Annotated in this window: 10 protein-coding genes and 1 tRNA gene; 8 read left to right on the forward strand and 3 right to left on the reverse strand. The window is 65.3% G+C overall.

Annotated features, from left to right (window positions below; translation table 11 throughout):
• The first annotated feature begins 15 nt into the window (after nucleotides 1–15).
• The 6 genes from U5A89_RS20355 to U5A89_RS20380 all read left to right on the forward strand — a co-directional run bounded on the left by U5A89_RS20355 (nucleotide 16) and on the right by U5A89_RS20380 (nucleotide 8,425).
• Nucleotides 16–2,427, forward strand: a complete 2,412-nt coding sequence (locus U5A89_RS20355) for a hybrid sensor histidine kinase/response regulator (RefSeq protein ID WP_445190681.1) — start codon at nucleotides 16–18, stop codon at nucleotides 2,425–2,427.
• An 85-nt stretch (nucleotides 2,428–2,512) separates the two neighbouring features.
• Nucleotides 2,513–2,869: a response regulator gene (locus tag U5A89_RS20360; RefSeq protein WP_338162799.1), complete on the forward strand. Its 357-nt coding sequence runs from the start codon at nucleotides 2,513–2,515 to the stop codon at nucleotides 2,867–2,869.
• A gap of 120 nt (nucleotides 2,870–2,989) precedes the next feature.
• On the forward strand, nucleotides 2,990–4,063 hold the full coding sequence (gene recA, locus U5A89_RS20365) for a recombinase RecA (protein WP_326289216.1): 1,074 nt from the start codon (nucleotides 2,990–2,992) through the stop codon (nucleotides 4,061–4,063).
• Nucleotides 4,064–4,556: 493 nt separating this feature from the next.
• Complete coding sequence (locus tag U5A89_RS20370; RefSeq protein ID WP_338162800.1) at nucleotides 4,557–5,336, forward strand: transglutaminase-like domain-containing protein; 780 nt, start codon at nucleotides 4,557–4,559, stop codon at nucleotides 5,334–5,336.
• A gap of 117 nt (nucleotides 5,337–5,453) precedes the next feature.
• Entirely contained in the window at nucleotides 5,454–6,962 is a 1,509-nt protein-coding gene (locus U5A89_RS20375; protein WP_338162801.1) for a glycerol-3-phosphate dehydrogenase, read from the forward strand.
• A complete protein-coding gene (locus tag U5A89_RS20380) occupies nucleotides 6,959–8,425 on the forward strand; it encodes a glycerol kinase (RefSeq protein ID WP_338162802.1) in 1,467 nt (488 codons plus the stop codon). The genes U5A89_RS20375 and U5A89_RS20380 overlap by 4 nt, the downstream gene beginning before the upstream one ends.
• A 69-nt stretch (nucleotides 8,426–8,494) precedes the next feature.
• Here the strand turns inward: U5A89_RS20380 and U5A89_RS20385 are convergent.
• Nucleotides 8,495–8,569, reverse strand: a tRNA-Glu gene (locus U5A89_RS20385).
• Nucleotides 8,570–8,680: 111 nt separating this feature from the next.
• A complete protein-coding gene (recJ, locus tag U5A89_RS20390) occupies nucleotides 8,681–10,447 on the reverse strand; it encodes a single-stranded-DNA-specific exonuclease RecJ (protein ID WP_338162803.1) in 1,767 nt (588 codons plus the stop codon).
• A gap of 142 nt (nucleotides 10,448–10,589) precedes the next feature.
• Between recJ and U5A89_RS20395 the strand changes: the two genes are divergently transcribed.
• Both U5A89_RS20395 and U5A89_RS20400 read left to right on the forward strand, forming a co-directional pair.
• Nucleotides 10,590–12,713, forward strand: a complete 2,124-nt coding sequence (locus U5A89_RS20395) for an autotransporter assembly complex protein TamA (RefSeq protein WP_338162804.1) — start codon at nucleotides 10,590–10,592, stop codon at nucleotides 12,711–12,713.
• A complete protein-coding gene (locus tag U5A89_RS20400; protein WP_338162805.1) occupies nucleotides 12,713–16,936 on the forward strand; it encodes a translocation/assembly module TamB domain-containing protein in 4,224 nt (1,407 codons plus the stop codon). The genes U5A89_RS20395 and U5A89_RS20400 overlap by 1 nt, the downstream gene beginning before the upstream one ends.
• Nucleotides 16,937–17,159: 223 nt before the next feature.
• Here the strand turns inward: U5A89_RS20400 and U5A89_RS20405 are convergent, their stop codons facing one another.
• Nucleotides 17,160–18,164 carry an IS30 family transposase gene (locus tag U5A89_RS20405; RefSeq protein WP_338162806.1) on the reverse strand — a complete coding sequence of 335 codons (1,005 nt, stop codon included), beginning with the start codon at nucleotides 18,162–18,164 and terminating at the stop codon, nucleotides 17,160–17,162.
• Between the last annotated feature and the right edge of the window lie 197 nt (nucleotides 18,165–18,361).

The following is an 18,361-nucleotide window of genomic DNA, read 5'->3' on the forward strand; positions in this document are numbered from 1 at the left end:
CTCAGGGGTATCGGGTTGAAAAGAGGTGAAGAGGCCTGGTTGATCCAGCCGCGATCGCGCTTGGCGTTGCCGCTGCTGATCCTGGCTGCCCTCGCCTCCGCCGCGCTCGTGCTCTATGCCGTGGGCAGTTGGCCGCTCGCCGCCGGTTTCGCCGCGACGATCCTGACCGCCGCCGCGCTGACCAGCTGGTATCGCCATGTCTTTCCCACCCCCGTGTCCGATCGCGAAGCGACGCCAGACTGGACCGTCGCCCGCGTCGCCGCCGACGCGTCCAGCATGGCGATTGCCGTCACCGATCGCGCCGGGCGGCTGGTCTGCGCCAGCGACCTGTTCGGCGAATGGTTTCCGGGTTATCCCGCTCCGCCCGGCGTCACCGGCGACGCCGCCCTGACCGATACCCTGTCCGCCGCCGCCCGCGCCGCCTGGCGCGATGGCGATGCGAGGCAAGAGGGCGTGGCCCAGGGCGCGCTGCGTCTGGACGTCGACATCGCCCGCACCGGCCGGTCGGAAGATTATCTGCTCTGGCGCTTCACCCCGGTGCGCCAGCCCAGCGCCCTGGACGATGTCAATCGCTTCTTGACCGGGGAAGCGGGCCGCCAGCTGGGCGAAGCGGGCATCATGGCGGTGCTGATCGGCGGGGAAGGCCGCATCCGCGCCGCCAACGGCGCTTTCCTGCTGCGTGCGGCCGGGCGGATCGACGCCAACATCAACGGGCGCGATTTTGCTGCCCATATGCGGGTGGACGACAAGGGGCGGCTGTTTCTGGCGCGCGAGGAGCAGGGCGGCCTGCCGCTGCGCCTGCTTCAGGTGCCCTTGAAGCGCGCCGCCCAGCCCAACGGGTCGCAGGCGTCGATGCAGGATGGGCCGATGCTGCTCCTGCTGATCGACGAACCGGCGGGCGGCGGCGGCACGTCGGCGCTCTCCTATATCGAAACCTTGCTTTCGCTCCTGCCCTTCGGCCTCGCCATGGCCGACCGCGACGGCCGGGTGCTCTTCCTCAACAACGCCTTCGCCCGCGTCGCCGGTTTGAAGGACGGCGAAAAGCCGAGCTACCCCGGCGACCTCGTCGTGCGGGAGGATCAGGCCGCGGTGGCCGACGCGGTGCGCCGTTTCGCCGTCGGCCCACAAATGTCCGGTGACATCGCGGTGCGGATGCGCGACACGCCCGACGATCCGGTCGCGCTCAGCCTGGCGGGCGTGCGCGGCCTGGGCGAAGCGGCGGTGCTGCTCAGCCTCAAGGACAATAGCGAGGAGAGCAAGCTCAAGCGCCAGGTGGCGCAGGCGACCAAGATGCAGGCGATCGGCCAGCTGGCGGGCGGCGTCGCGCATGATTTCAACAATATCCTGACCGCGATCATCGGCCATTGCGACCTGATGCTGATGCGCCATACGCCCGGCGACAGCGACTATGACGATATCCAGCAGGTCAAATCGAACAGCAATCGCGCCGCAGGCCTGACCCGCCAGCTACTCGCCTTCTCCCGCCAGCAGACCTTGCGCCCGCAAATCTTGCAGCTGCCCGATATCGTCGCCGACGTCTCCAATCTGCTCAAACGCCTGCTGGGCGAAAATGTGAAGCTGGACGTCACCCATGGCCGCAATCTGGGCGCCCTGCGCGCCGACCCCGGCCAGCTGGAACAGGTGATCGTCAACTTGGCCGTCAACGCGCGCGACGCCATGCCCGAAGGCGGCACCGTCAATATCCAGACCTATGCCGTCCCCGCGATCAAGGTGCGCGAAATGCGCCAGCAGATTTTGCCGGTGGGCGATTATACCGCGCTGCGCGTGTCCGACACCGGCCTTGGCATCCCGCCCGACATATTGGCGAAGATCTTCGAACCCTTCTTCACCACCAAGGAATTGGGCAAGGGCACGGGCCTGGGCCTCTCGACCGTCTATGGCATCGTCAAACAGTCGGGCGGCTATATCTTTGCCGAATCCGAACTGGGGCGCGGCGCCAGCTTCGTCATCTACCTGCCCGTCTATGCCGGCGCCGATGTCGATCAGCCCGCCCCGGTCAAGGCCGCCACGCCGCGCGCCGAAACCTGGGGCACCGGCACCGTGCTGCTGGTGGAGGATGAGGATATGGTCCGCGCCGTCGCCGAACGCGCGCTGACGCGCCAGGGGTATAAGGTGCTGACCGCCAATGACGGCGAACAGGGGCTGGAAGTCCTCAATGGCGCGGAAAAGATCGACCTGCTCATTTCCGACGTGGTCATGCCCAATATGGATGGCCCCGCCATGGTTGCAGAGGCCCGCCGCGCCTATCCCGACCTGCCGGTGCTGTTCATGTCCGGCTATGCCGAAGAACAGCTGCGCAAATCGATCGACATCGCCAACGTCCTGTTCCTGCCCAAGCCTTTTTCCGTCAACCAGCTGGCCCAGGCTGCCCGCGATGCCATGGCCGTACATCCGGCAGCGAAATGATCTTGCGCGGGATCAAGGTGAATATGCTGGGCAAGTCGGCGGTGATCGGTTAGCGAGTTGGTTGGATTAGCGAGGATCGCGCAGCATGTCGGACGCCAAGAGCATATTGATTGTCGAAGACGAAGCGATGATCGGCATGATGCTGGAGGATTATCTCGACGCACTGGGTTACCGGTTGCACGCCGTGGCGGCGACTGTCGATGAAGCCTGCGACCATGCGCGCGAAGGCGGGTTCGACGCCGCTCTGGTCGATTGCAATCTGCAGGGCGAAAAAAGCTGGCCGGTGGCCGATATATTGGCCGAACGCGGCGTGCCCTTCGTCTTTGCGACCGGCGGCATGGCTGACGACCTGCCATCCACGCATGCCACGCGCCCCACGCTCGCCAAGCCTTTCACCATCGGCGCGGTCGAACGCGCGCTGGGCAAGATCCTGAGCGAATAAGCATTTTGCCGCGCGGATAGGAAATTTCCGTTCCCCTCTTGTTCTTATAGAACAAACAGGATACATCATCGCCAAGGCGCCGAATATTCGTGCGCTCTCCGCTTGACAGGAGGTAGGCCGATGACCGCAATGCTCTCACTCATCGATTCCAAGAAGAACGGGACAATGGACAGACAGAAAGCATTGGACGCGGCGCTCGCGCAGATCGACCGCGCCTTCGGCAAAGGCTCCGCCATGAAGCTGGGCAGCCGCGAAAAGCTGGAGATCGAAGCGATTTCCAGCGGTTCGCTGGGCCTGGACATCGCGCTCGGCATTGGCGGCCTGCCCAAGGGACGGATCATCGAGATTTACGGCCCGGAAAGCTCGGGCAAGACGACGCTGGCGCTGCATGTCATCGCCGAAGCGCAAAAGGGCGGCGGCACCGCGGCGTTCGTGGACGCCGAACATGCGCTCGACCCTGGCTATGCCAAGAAGCTGGGCGTCGATATCGACGAACTGATCGTGTCGCAGCCCGATACGGGCGAACAGGCGCTGGAAATCGTCGATACGCTCGTGCGTTCCAACGCCATCGACGTGCTGGTGATCGACTCGGTCGCCGCTTTGGTGCCGCGCGCGGAAATCGAAGGGGAAATGGGCGATAGCCATGTCGGCCTGCAGGCGCGCCTGATGAGCCAGGCGCTGCGCAAGCTGACCGGTTCGATCTCGCGATCCAAGTGTATGGTGATCTTCATCAACCAGGTGCGCATGAAGATCGGCGTGATGTACGGTAACCCGGAAACCACGACCGGCGGCAATGCGCTCAAATTCTACGCTTCGGTCCGTCTCGACATCCGCCGCACCGGCCAGATCAAGGATCGCGACGATATCGTCGGCAACGCGACCCGGGTGAAGGTGGTCAAGAACAAGGTCGCGCCGCCCTTCAAGCAGGTCGAATTCGACATCATGTATGGCGAAGGCATTTCCAAGATCGGCGAAATTCTCGATCTGGGCGTCAAGGCCGGGGTGGTCGAGAAATCGGGCGCCTGGTTCTCCTACGACTCGATCCGCATCGGGCAGGGGCGTGAGAATTCCAAGACCTATCTCAAGGAACATCCCGAACTGGCGGACAAGCTGGAAAAGGCGATCCGCGGCAAGACCGAAGAGGTCGCGGAAAAGATGATCACCGGACCCGATGCGGAGGATGATGGCGAATAAGCCTTGCGACAGCCCCCGGCCGGATCAGCCGGGGTGCGGTCCATGGCCCTCGCCCGCCTTGCGCATCACGCTCTGAAAAGGCCCGCCGCGTCCCCGCGCGCGACGGGCCTTTTACCGTGGTCGCAGGATGGCGGTCCGGCGGGATGGGACTTTACGATAGGACCATCGGCACGCAATAAAATGACGAAATGGCCGGGAAATGTGCGAAGTTAAAGCCCGATGACGTTACGTGGCTCGCTCGCTTCGAACGAAGTTGCCGCAGCGATCTGAACGCATTTGCACCCAGCCGATCTTTGCGGCGGAACATTCGGCAAGGGCAGGCTTTCATGCCCCGTCCATCGCGTCCTGCCGCACATTGAGCAGTCCACGTCCGCCATCTTCGCCTCACGCTCACCGACCTGTCGCCAACCCCCTTGCTAAGCCGCTGCAGCACCACGATGCTTGCACGGACGCGCCGATTCGACCCGTCCCCTCACACACCGGAACCCATCCCATGCGCGTCGCCATCGAAGCGATCCTCGACTATGATTTCGCCGAACCCACCGACGTGCTGCTCGCGGTCGAAGCAGCGGCGCTGCCCGACCAGCGTGTCGTCAGCCAGTCGCACATCATCGACAATGCCGGTCCGCTGACCAATAAGGTCGGCGGCAGCGGCATCGGCCGTCGCACCTGGACCCGCACCGGCACCGGCCGGATGCTCAGCACCTATCGCGCGACCATGGATGTCGAACGCCCGACGGTCGACATCGCCAGCCTGTCCAAAAGCCCGCTGCCCAGCCTGCCGGAAGATGTGCTGCCCTTCATCTGGCCCAGCCGCTATTGCGAAGCCGACCGTTTCGGCAGCTTCGTCAGCAGCCATTTTCCCGACCTGGAAGGCGGCGCGCTGGTACAGGCGCTGGTCGACTGGGTGCATGACAATCTCGTCTATGTGCCGGGCAGTTCGGACATCACCACCACGGCCGCCGATACCTTCGTCGCCCAGCAGGGCGTCTGTCGCGACTTCGCGCATCTGACCGCCGCCCTGATCCGATCGCGCGACATCCCCGCCCGGCTGGTGTCGGTCTATGCGCTCGGCCTCGATCCGCCAGACTTCCACGCGGTGGTCGAAGTCTGGCTCGACGGCGCGTGGCACATCGTCGATTCGACGGGCCTGGCGCCGGTCGAGACCATGGTCCGCATCGCCGTGGGCCGCGACGCGACCGACATCGCCTTCATGACCGTCTTCGGCGGCGCGATGATGAACGCCCAGTCGATCACGGTCACGCAGGTCTAGGAAACCGAAACACTATAACCCCAGCACCAACAGAAGCGGTCGCGCCCGCGCGACCGCTTCCGCCCCCGGCAAGTTTCCCGGTTCCCTCCACCGCCTCGCCAGCCTACACCGGCGCATGTGAACGATCCGCAGGCCATCGACCTCCATGATCTGGCCGTCATCGGCGGCGGGGTGAATGGCTGTGGCATCGCCCGGGACGCCGCCGGGCGCGGCGCGCGCGTCCTGCTGCTGGAACGCGGCGACCTGGCCAGCGGCACGTCGTCGGCATCGACCAAGCTCATCCACGGTGGCCTGCGCTATCTGGAGCATCGCGCCTTCGGTCTGGTCCGCGAATCGCTGGCGGAGCGCGAACGGCTCTGGGCGATCGCCCCGCACATCATCCATCCGATGCGCTTCGTACTGCCCTGGACCAGGGGGCTGCGCCCGCGCTGGCTGCTGCGCCTGGGCCTCTTCCTCTACGACCATATCGGTGGCCGCCGGGCCTTGCCCGCGACGCAGACAATCGACCTGCGCCGCCATGTCGCCGGAGCCGCGCTGAAGCCCGGCTTCGGGACCGGCTATTGCTATTCGGACGGTTGGGTGGACGACGCCCGGCTGGTCGTACTCAACGCTCGCGACGCAGCGGACCGGGGCGCGCAGGTCCATACCCGCACTGCAGTCGTAAAATTGACCCGCGCCGCCCATCACTGGCGGATCACGACCCGAACGGCGCAGGGTGAAGACGCCATCTTCCACGCCCGCGCGATCGTCAACGCCACCGGCCCCGCGGTGCTCGACCTGCTCGACCGTGCCGATCGACCGACCGGGCGCCATATGCGGCTGGTGCGCGGATCGCATATCGTCGTCCCGCGCCTGTTTACCCACGACTTCGCTTATTTCTTTCAGCTGCCGGACGGCCGCATCTTCTTCGCCATCCCCTATGAACGCGACTTCACGCTGATCGGCACCACCGACCGCGATCATGATGGCGGGCTGGACCATGTCGTCGCCAGCGCCGAGGAAATCGCTTATCTGTGCGACGCGGCCAATCGCTATTTCGAGCACGCCATCACCCCGACCGATGTGATCTGGTCCTATGCCGGTGTCCGGCCGCTGATCGATGACGGGTCGGATCGGCCGGAGGCGGCGACGCGGGGCTATCAGCTGGATCTGGACGGAGGATCGGACCGGCCCGTGCTGCTCAGCGTCTTCGGCGGCAAGATCACCACCTACCGCCATCTCGCCGCCGAAGCGGTGGATCGGCTCAAACCCTATCTGCCCGCGCTCCATGGCGGCGACTGGACCGCAAACGCGCCACTGCCCGGCGGCGATTTCCCGATGACCGGCCTGCCCACACTCGTCGCAGACCTGACACGGGACTACCCATTCCTGGAGCCCGCGACAATCGACCGGATCGCCCGCGCCTATGGCACGCGGGCGCGCGCCTGGCTGGGGCAGGCGACCGACAAAGCCGGACTGGGGCAGGATTTCGGCCATGGTTTGAGCGAAGCGGAGATACGCTATCTGATGCAGCAGGAATGGGCGCAGACCAGCGAGGATATCCTCTGGCGGCGCAGCAAGCTGGGCCTGCGCCTCGACCCGGCGCAGGTCGCCCATCTGGCGCAACGGTTGAGGGAGAGGGCATGAGCGAGCGTCATCTGCTGGTGCTGGACGCGGGCACCACGTCAACGCGGGCGATGCTCTATGCGCCGGATGGCGCGCGCGTGGGCATGGCGCAGGCGGACCTGACCCAATATTATCCGCAACCCGGCTGGGTCGAACATGACGCCGCCGAAATCTGGACGCGCACGCTGGCATGCGCCCGGCAGATGGTGGCCCAAGCTGGCGGCGCAGACCGGATCGCCGCGATCGGCATCACCAACCAGCGCGAGACGGTGGTCGCCTGGGATCGGGCCAGCGGCGATCTCATCGGTCGGGCAATCGTGTGGCAGGACCGGCGCACCGCCGATCACTGCGCGGCGCTGCGGGAAGACGGCCATGAAGCGATGGTCCAGCGGCGCACCGGGCTGGTCCTCGATCCCTATTTCTCCGCGACCAAGATGCGCTGGATGATCGACCATCGGCCGGACGTGGCCGCGGCGGGCGACCGGCTGGCCTTTGGCACGGTGGAAAGCTGGCTGGTGTGGAAACTGACCGGCGGCCTGCATATCAGCGACGCCAGCAATGCCAGCCGGACCCAGTTGATGGCGCTGGACGGGGCGGGATGGGACGCGGGGCTATGCGATCTCTTCGGCGTGCCGCCATCCGCCCTGCCGGAGATTGTCGATAATGCAGGCAATTTCGGCGCGACCCTACCCGACTGGCTGGGTGCCGCGATCCCGCTGTGCGGGCTGGCGGGGGATCAGCAAGCCGCGACCATCGGGCAGGGCTGCCTTTCGCCCGGCGCGGTCAAGGCGACGCTGGGCACCGGTGCCTTCGTGCTGGCGCCGGTGGGGCAGGCCGTCCCGACCTCCGCGAACCGGCTGCTCGCGACGATCCTCTATCAGATCGGCGGCACGCGCCACTATGCGCTGGAAGGATCGATCTTCGTCGCGGGCAGCCTGATCCAGTGGCTGCGCGACGGCATCGGCCTGATCGCCGCCGCCGCTGATACCGATGCGATCGCACGATCCGTGCCGGACAATGGCGGCGTGTTCCTGCTGCCCGCCCTGTCCGGGCTGGGCGCGCCCCATTGGCGGCCGGCGGCGACCGGCACGATCAGCGGCCTGACCCAAGGCACGGGCCGCGCGCATATCGTGCGCGCCGCGCTCGAATCGATGGCGCATCAGGTGCATGACCTGGCCGCCGCCTTTGCGGCCGATGGCGCGCCGTGGCACCGGCTGCGCATCGATGGCGGGATGAGCGCCAATGACTGGATCGCGCAGGATATGGCGGACATGCTCGATCTGCCGGTCGAGCGCCCGACCGATGTCGAAACGACGGCGCGGGGGGCCGCGATGTTGGCGGGGGTCGGCTGCGGCCTGTTCGCGTCGCTCGACGCGGCCAGCAGCATGGCGGCGGCACGCGCAGCATTCGCGCCCATCCTGTCGGCGCAGGCGAGGTCGCAGCGCCTGGCGGGATGGCGCGCGCTATTGGCGCAGACGGCGTGACCGCGATACTATATGGATGGAATGCTTGGCTGAAGCTCTGTCCACCCATCCGAGCAAAGCCCGGTGAAATGGTGATCCCAACGGGATTCGAACCCGTATCGCTGCCGTGAAAGGGCAGTGTCCTAACCGTTAGACGATGGGACCTCATGCAATGCCGACTGGGCGGCGCTGCGAAGCGAAGGCGCAATTAGGCGGGGACGACAAAAGGGTCAACCCCCTAAAGCCAAGAAAATTGCGCAACCGTCGGGTCGCCCCTCAATCCGCCCAGGCGGCATCCTCCAGATGCAGTTCGGCGGCCGGGCGGCTGCCCCAATCGTCGATCTTCGCCTTGCCCGCGACCCATAGCTTGCGGTCGCGCGGTGCGCCCAATATCGCCTGGCCCAGATCGGTTTCGGCCTGGCGAAAGGCGATCGTCTTGATCGACCGGCCATCGTCCCCGCTCATGATCGCGCGCAAATGACCATTGCCTACCACATCGGCCTTGATCACGCGCATCGGTCCGGCGGCGATCAGCGGAGCGGGCCAGCCCGCGCCATAGGGGCCGCCCTGTTCGATCGCGGCGACGAAATCCGGGTTGACTCCGGCGGGCGCCAATACCGCGTCGATCAGCAACGCCCGGTTGTCGCGCGCCTTGGCAACGGCGGCGGAGAGCCGTTCGTCCAGATAGTCGGCGAGCGCATCGATCCGGTCCGCCGCTACCGTCAATCCTGCCGCCATCGCATGGCCGCCGCCCGCGACCAGCAGGCCGCTATCCTTGGCCGCCATCACCGCTGCGCCCAGGTCCACGCCGGAGATGGAACGGCCCGATCCCTTGCCCACGCCCTGCTCATCGACCGCAATGACAATGGCCGGGCGTCCCGCCTTTTCCTTGATCCGGCCCGCGACGATGCCGATGACGCCGGGATGCCAGCCTTGGCCGGATATCACCGCGACCGCGCGATTGCCCTGCGCGGCCAACAAGGCTTCGGCCTGCTCCTGCACCGTCGATTCGATCGCGCGGCGCTCCTCATTATATTGATCGAGCTGCGCGGCGATCCGCGCCGCTTCCTCCGGGTCTTGCGTCGTCAGCAGCCGCACGCCCAGATCTGCCTGCCCCACGCGCCCGCCCGCATTGATGCGCGGGCCAAGCGCGAAACCCAGATCGTGGCATAGCGGCGCACGGGTCAGGCGGCTGGCGTCGATCAGCGCGGCCAGGCCGATATTGTGGCGCTTCGCCATCACCTTCAGTCCCTGCGCCACGAAGGCGCGGTTGAGGCCTTTCAATTGCGCCACGTCCGCCACCGTGCCCAGCGCGACGATATCGAGCAATTCCATCAATGCCGGTTCGCTGCGGCTGGCGAACCAGCCGCGCGCCCGCAACACCCGCACCAGCGCTGCGCCCAGCAGGAAGGCGACGCCAACCGCGGCCAGATGCCCATGGACCGCCGCGCCGTCATTCTCGTCCAGCCGGTTGGGGTTCACCAGCGCAAAGGCTTCGGGCAGCGTAGTCGAACATTTATGATGATCGACCACGACGACATCGACACCGGTCGCCTTGGCCATCGACAGCGCTTCGAACGCCTGCGCACCGCAATCGACCGTGACGATCAGGGTCGCGCCTTCGCCAGCCAGCCGCACCAGCGCCGCGCCGGACGGGCCATAGCCTTCCATCAGCCGGTCGGGAATATAGGGCTTGGCATGCAGGCCCAAGTCGCGCAGCAGCCGGATCAGCAGTGCCGCGCTGGTCGCGCCATCCACGTCATAGTCGCCGAAGATGCGCACATCTTCCCCGGCCTGCACCGCGTCGGCCAGCCGATCGGCCGCCGCGTCCATGTCCCGGAACAGGCTGGGATCGGGCATGAACTGGCGGATCGTAGGGTTGCGATGCGCGTCCACCGCATCGCGCGGGCAACCGCGCGCCAACAGCAATTGCGTCACCAGATCGTCGGGCAGATAGCCCGCGTCGCGGCCGTCCGCGCTGCCACCCCGCCAGCGCCAGGGCTGGCCGGAAATCGATCGTGCAATGTTGAGGGCAAATGTCATGTCCCCGCTCTAGCCGTCCGCGAGTTACGAGGGAAGCGCGGCAAATCATGACGAAGGTGGAACCGTCGCAACCCTTTGGGCGTATTGCCTCTTTAGCGGGCTTGTGAAATGCATGGGTCCGAAAAGGGGGCAATGCAGGTTCATGGATAGACGACAGGCATATCATGTCCGGCGGATCATCGCCGTGGCGTTGATGACGGCCTCGTCCCTACCTTTGATGGCCCTCGCCCAGACGAAGCCTGCCTCCGATCCCAGCCTGCCCTATGAAGCCACGCAGGATGAAGAGCCGATCCTGCCGGACGATCAGTTCGACGCCCGCCTGCCCAAGGTGCAGGGCACCGATGCCAATGCGCCCTTGCCCTCGATCGACAGCTGGATCGACCAGCAGATGCCCCAGCAGACTGGCGCGCAGACGGAATTGCCGCCAGCCACCGATCCCGCCGAAGAGAAAGAGCTGGCACAGCCGCTGCCGCCGCTCGACAGCGTGACCGTGCCCGCCAATGTCGCGGACGACAACAGCCCGGACGTCAAGCAGCCCGACATACGCTACGCCACCACCATAGAAGGGTTCGGCAAGACCGGGCTGGAGGATGAATTCCGCGCCGAATCCGCGCTGGTCAAGGGCAAGGGCAAGGCGGAAACCGCCGCCATGGTGCAGGCCCGCGCGCAGGAAGATGAGAAGCTGGCGACCCGCCTCTTCTATTCGCAGGGCTATTATGACGCGACCGCCCTCGCCAGCCTGGACCAGAGCGGCGACGGCACGCTGAAGGCGGTCATTTCCGTGACCCCGGGCAAGCGGTACAAGATCGGCGCGATCGTCATCACCGCCGATGCCACCGTGCCCCCCACGCTGGTGCGCGACAGCCTGCCGCTCAAGACCGGCGACTATATCGTCGCCACCACGGTCGAAGGGGCAGAGGCGAATGTCGCCTTGCGCCTGCCCGAACAGGGCTATGCCTTCGCCAAAGTAGGCCAGCGCGACATCTTGCTCGATCCCGCGACGGTGACGGGCGACTATACGCTGTCGGTCGAAACCGGTCCGCGCGGCACGTTCCGTAAGATCACCACCAGTGGCGACAAACAGGCGTTCGGCGCCGACCATATGGAGGTCATCAAGCGCTACAAGCCGGGCGAACTTTACGACAGCCGCAAGGTGGACGACCTGCGCAAGGCGCTGGTCGCAACCGCCCTGTTCTCCAGCGTGTCGGTGGAGCCGGTGCGGACTGGTGAGGCGGGGCCGGACGGCACCGAATATGTCGATCTGGCCGTCGAGCAGGAAGCCGGGCCGCCCCGCACCTTGGCGGGCGAAGCGGGCTATGGCACCGGTCAGGGGTTCCGGGCGGAGGCGACCTGGACCCACCGCAACTTCTTCCCGCCCGAAGGCGCGTTGATCGGCGGCGTCATCGCAGGCACGCAAGAACAAGGCGTGTCGGGCACCTTCCGTCGGTCCAATGCTGGCAAGCGCGACAAAACCTTCCAGGTCGGCGCTACGCTGAACCATCAGAATTACAACGCTTATGAGGCGTTCACCGCTGGCCTCAATATCGGCTGGTCGCGCCAATCGACGCCGATCTTCCAGAAACGCTGGACCTACAGCTATGGCGCGGAAATCCTGCTGACCAACGAGCAGGTGGTGATCGATCCGACCACCGCGGACAAGACGCGGCGCACCTATTTCATCGGCGGTCTGCCGGTGCAGATCGGCTATGACCGGTCGAACGACCTGCTCAACCCGACCAAGGGCTTCCGCGCCAATCTGCGCGCCGAACCGGAAGGGTCTTTGCAGGGCAATTTCTCGCCCTATCTGCGCGCCAGCTTCGACCTGACCGGCTATTATCCGGTGTCCGACAGCCTGGTGATCGCCGGTCGAGCCAAGGTCGGCACGATCAGCGGCGTCAGCCGCGCCGACGTTGCCCCATCCCGGCGCATCTATGCCGGTGGCGGCGGGTCGGTGCGCGGGTTCGGCTATCAGGAATTGGGGCCGAAGGACGCCAACGACGATCCGATCGGTGGCCGGTCGGTCAATGAATTTGCGGTCGAGGGCCGCTATCGCTTCGGCAATTATGGCGTGGTCGCCTTCGTGGACGCCGGTCAGGTCTATGAAAGCTCGATCCCGCAATTTTCCGACATGCGCTACGGCGTCGGCTTGGGCGGGCGCTTCTATACCAATTTCGGTCCCTTCCGCGCGGACATCGCCATGCCGATCAACCGGCAGCCCGGTGAATCGAAGTTCGCGCTCTATATCGGCATCGGGCAGGCCTTCTGATGGCGCAGGACGACACTATGCCCCCCGCTGACGAAGCAACCCGGACGGTCGTGATCCGTGAAAAGCGTCCGCTATGGCAGAAGATCGCGATCGGCGTGGTTGGCCTGCTCGTCGCGCTGGTGGTGCTGGCGGGCGGCCTTTTGCTCGGCCTCAACACCCAGCCGGGCAAGAAATTCTTGATCCAGCAGATCGCCGCGCTGCAGATGGAATCGGGCATGAAGATCGAGGTCGGCCGCATCGATGGGTCGATCTACAGCGACATGACGATCCACGACTTGGTGCTGCGCGATCCCAAGGGCGTGTTCGCGGTCAGCCCGAAGGTGCATGTGATCTGGCGACCGTTCCGCTACGTCAATAACCATATCTCCGTCAGCCTGCTGGAAACGCCGCTGGTGGTGCTGGCGCGCAGCCCACAATTCAACCAAACTCCGACCGATCCCAACGCGCCGATCCTGCCGGACCTCGACATCGACGTCGATCGGATGAAGATCGGCAAGTTCATCCTGGCTAAGCCGGTGATCGGGCAGAAGCGCGAAATTGCGATCGACGGCGTCACCCATATCGCCGACGGCCGCGCCATCCTGTCCGCCGATGCCATCGTCGATAGCGGCGACCGGTTGCAGGCGAAGCTGGACGCGGTACCGGACCAAAATCGTTTGGCGATGAGCGGCACGCTGACCGCGCCCAAGGGCGGCGTGATCGCGGCCATGACCGGGCTGACCGATGGCGTCACGGCGACGCTGGACGGCAAGGGCACATGGCAGGCGTGGGACGGGCGGATCGTGGCCACCTCGCCCAAGGGCGAACTCGCCAATATCGCACTGGCCGCGCGGGACGGCAATTTCACGGCCAAAGGCCCGGTGCGTCCGGGGCTGGTCTTTGCCGGGACCGTCGACCGGCTTACCGCGCCGCAACTGGACGTCGATCTATTTGCCGGGCTGAATGAGCGCCGCGTCAATATCAAGGGCACGCTGCGCTCGCCCGCCCTGTCCGCCGATGCGCAGGGACTGATCGACCTGGGCAAGAGCCAGTTCAGCGCGCTCAAGATCAACGCCGCGCTGCTGACGCCCGGTGCGATCATGGACAAGGTGAAGGGCCGCGATGTGCGCGCGTCCATCATCCTTGACGGGCCGATGGCGACCCCGTTCATCGACTATGACATCACGGCCAAGACCCTGGCCTTCGACGCCACCGGTATCGAGAATCTCAAGGCCAGCGGCCGGGCGGTGATCGACACGGACCGCATCCGTATCCCCGTGAGCGCAACCGCGACCCGCGTCACCGGCCTGAATGCCGCAGCGGGCGGCCTGCTCCAGAATCTGCGTGTGAAAGGCGACTTCGCCTATGCGGGCGGCAAGCTGATCAGCGACAATCTCAAGATCGACAGCGACCGGGTCGACGCCACCGCGATCGTGCTAGCCGACCTCGACAACGCGCTCTATCGTGGCGCGCTCAAGGGGCGGGTCAACGATTACAAGATCGACGGCGTCGGCATCGTCAACCTCAACACCGATGTCGAACTGGTGCCCGGACCCAAGGGTGGTTTTGGCTTGGCGGGCCGCTTTGGCGTGCGCACGGCGCGCTGGGAAAATGCCTCCGTGCGCGACTTCCTGGGCGGCAACGCGGTGGCGAGCGGCAGGATCGGCATGACGCCGGAGGGCAAGTTCACGCTGGCGGGCCTCAAGGGCGCGGCCCCCAATTTCACCATTCACAGCGGCTCGGGCAGCTATGATAGCAATGGGCAGGTCGCCTTCGATGCAACCGCGTCCTCGAAACAATATGGTCCGTTGGCTCTGACCGTCCGGGGTACGATGGAACGGCCGCAAGCGGTACTGCGCGCATCGCGGCCCAATGTCGGCGTGCAATTGACCGATGTCGTCGCCAAGCTGAATGGCGAAGCGGCAGGCTATCGGCTCGAAGCCACCGGCGGGTCGCCCTATGGGCCGTTCTTCGCCAATGTACTGATCCGCACTGCGCAAGGGCCATTGACTATCGACGTCACCAAGGCGCGCTTCGCCGGGGTCGATATGAACGGCCGCATCCAGCAGAGCGCCGCCGGTCCCTTCACCGGACAACTGGCGATGAACGGATCGGGCATCAATGGGCAGATCCGGTTGGCCGCCGTGGGCAAGGTGCAGGGCGTGGACTTGAACGCCACCGCCAGCAACGCCAAGCTGCCGGGCGAGGCCGATATCGTGATCGGTCGCGCGATCGTGACCGCGTCCGTGTTGCTGACCGACCAGCCGCAGATCAAGGCCGACGCCCAGATCGCCACCGCCGCCTATGGCGCCTATGTCGTGCGCAAGGCGCGGGCGCGGGTCGATTATCAGGGTGGCCGCGGCCGCGCGCAACTGGTCGCCGACGGCTCCAGCGGCGTGCCCTTCTCGATCGCTGCCAATGCCGCGCTGCGCCCCAACCTCTATGCCGTGGCATTACAGGGGAAGGCAGCCAACATCGACTTCCGCCTGGGCCAACCGGCGATCATTCGCGTGGAACAAGGCGGCTATCGCCTGGAACCTGCGACGCTCGTGCTGCCACAGGGCAAGGTCGATCTGGCCGGGCGCTTCGGCGATACCACCGTGGCGCAGGCGCGGTTCAAGGATTTCGACCTTGCGATCGCCAATATGGCCGCGCCGGGGCTGGGCGTTGGCGGACGGATGACCGGCACGCTCGACTATGCGCAAAAGGGCAATGCCTTCCCGACCGCGACAACGCGCCTGGCGATCAACGATTTCCGCCGGTCCAGCCTGACCGCCGTGTCCGATCCGGTGTCGATGGGCGTCGAAGGCAAGCTGTCTTCGGCCGGTGGCGACCTGCGCGGCCTGATCCGTGCAGGCAATGCGACGCTCGGCCGCTTCACGGCGACGCTTGCGCCCCCCGGCGCGGGCGCCAGCTGGGCCGAACAGTTGCAGAATGCGCCATTGGGCGGCGGCATACGCTACGCCGGGCCTGCCGACGTGCTCTTCTCGTTCGCCGGGCTGGCCGACCAGCAGCTGACCGGCGGCGTGGCCGTAGCAGCCGATTTCAGCGGACGCCTCACCGATCCGCGCCTCAACGGCGTGGTGCGCGCCAATGCGCTGACTTATGAGAATGAAACATTCGGCACCCGCGTCACCCAGATGAAGCTGGATGGCCGCTTCACCAACGACCATCTGGAGATACGCGACTTTTCCGGCCGGGCCGGTGACGGCACGGTGCAAGCCTCGGGCAATGTCGGGCTGGCGGCGGACAGCGGCTTCCCGATGGATATCGCGGTCAAACTCAATCGCGCCCGGCTGGCCCGCAGCGAAGCGATCACCAGTGTCGTCAGCGGCACGATCAACATCAGCAACAGTTCGGCCAATGGCGGCCTGATCAAGGGCGATCTCAACCTGCCCGAAACCCGCTATAAAGTGGCGTGGCAGGGCGGCACCGAAATCCGTCAGCTGACCGGCGTGCGGCGCAAGGGCGAAGGCGGCGACGCGCTCGACCAGCGTCTGGCGGATCGCAAGGCGGCCACGGCCAAGCCTGCGGACTGGAAGCTCGACATCCGGGTGAAGGCCGACAACGAGATATACGTCACTGGCATGGGACTGGATTCCGAATGGAAGACCAACATGCGCGTCACCGGCACCACCGCCAATCCACGCGTGGTCGGCAAGATCGAATCGCTCCGTGGCCGCTACAGCTTCTCGGGCCATCAGTTCGATCTGGAACAGGGCGTCATCACCTTCAACGGGCCGATGATGAACCCGATCCTCGCGATCAAGGCGCAGACCCGGATCGACACAGTGACCGCGGGTATCCAGGTGTCGGGATCGGCGCAGCAGCCTGACATCGCCTTCATCTCCACGCCCACCTTGCCGCAGGACGAAATCCTCTCGCGCATCCTGTTCGGCGATAATGTCGCCAACCTGTCGCCTATGCAGGCGGTGCAACTGGCAGCGGCGCTCAACGGGCTGCGCGGCGGCAGTGGCGGCCTCAACCCCATGGGCAAGCTTCAGGGCGCGTCGGGCATCGACCGGATTGGCATCGTCGGCGGCGACGACACGACCGGACGCGGCACCAGCCTTGCGGTTGGGCAGCATATCTCGAACAATATTTATGTGGAGGTGATCACCGATTCCAAGGGCTTTACCGCCACCCAGCTTGAGATCGCCCTGTCCAAGACGCTCAGCCTCTTGTCCAAGACCGGCACCAACGCCGGGTCTTCGGCCAACCTGCGCTATTCGAAGGATTATTGAGGCTGGGAAGGGCGGGGTCTGCCCTTACCGGTTAGGTAGGATTGATCCGTCCGATGGATAGACGCTGACGATGCCAAGCGACAGAGGGGCGTCTGGGTCGTCGGCGCGGGGCTGATTTGGGGCGGCGGGACACCCGCGACCTGATGCTGCATTATGTTAGGCGAAATGCCTTAGTGACCCAGAAAAATCGCGGTAGTTCCCCGGCGCAGGCCGGGGTATGGAGTCACGATTGAAGTGCAACATATGATTGGAGTTCGCAGAATGCCTCAGCGGGTGTTCTGAAGTCGAGGCATTTTCTGGGGGTGTGGTTGTAGGCTTGGATGGCGTCTGCGATGTCTGTTTCGGGTGTGGCGTCGAGGTTTGTTTTGCGTGGCAGGCGTCGCCTGAGGCGACCGATGGCGTTTTCGATGCCGCCTTTTTGCCAGGGCGCGTGGACGTCGCAAAAGAAGGTATCGATGCCGAGTTGATCGGTAAGCTGGTAGTGGAAAGCAAATTCGGTGCCATTGTCGATGGTCAGGGTTTTCCTGAGCGGGGCAGGGATAGCTTCCAGCAGGCTGGCGAGATGGGTTGCTGTGCTGTCGGCTTTTCGGTTGGGCGGCCGCACGAGCAGGGTGTAGCGAGACTGTCGCTCATGCGCGACGAGCAGCGCCTGCCCTGCCTTTGAGAATAGCATGTAATCGGCTTCCCAATGGCCGGGGACTTGTCGATCGTCGACATCATGGGGACGCTCGGCGATGGATTTGCGCCGCTTGATGAAGCCTGCAGGGCTGCCGCCGCGCATGCCAAGCCAGCCGCGGCGGGACTTTCGGCGCGGTAGCAGGCGATGCCAGTAATCCTTGGCGGACGAACGATAGTAGACGTAGCGGTAGATTGACTCATGGCTGATGACGGTGCGACCATGGTCTCGCGCCAGTCGGCCGGCGATCTGTTCGGGGGACATTCCCATCGCAAGGCGGTTTCTCACCAGGTCGCGCAGGTCCGGCTGGCGCGCCAGCTTGAACCGCTTGTCGCGTCGCCTGCGCCAGTGCGCCAGGGTCTGGGCGCGCAGAGCATCATAACCGCCAGGCCAAACGCCGATCGGTCGCCCATTGCGCGTCAGTTCACGACTGATCGTTGATCCGGCCCTGCCAAGAGCAGCGCCGATCGCCCGCACAGATTTACCGCCTGCATGCAAACGGTAAATCTCGATCCGCTCTTCAAGGCTGAGCTGGCCGTAACAGTCTCCCATCGCAACAACATCCTACTGCTGTTGCACTTGGTTCGTGAACTTAGGGGGTCCAAGGTTGCCCGCACTTCGCCAAGACGCCCTGGACCCCGGCCTGCGCCCGGGAACTGGTGCTATAATGGCATTGGGACAATCGCATCAGTTGGATGGGAATGTCACGGGTGGATGATACCATCCCGCCCCGCACACCGATGGGCATC

The organism is Sphingobium sp. HWE2-09 (assembly GCF_035989265.1).
Classification (GTDB): domain Bacteria; phylum Pseudomonadota; class Alphaproteobacteria; order Sphingomonadales; family Sphingomonadaceae; genus Sphingobium.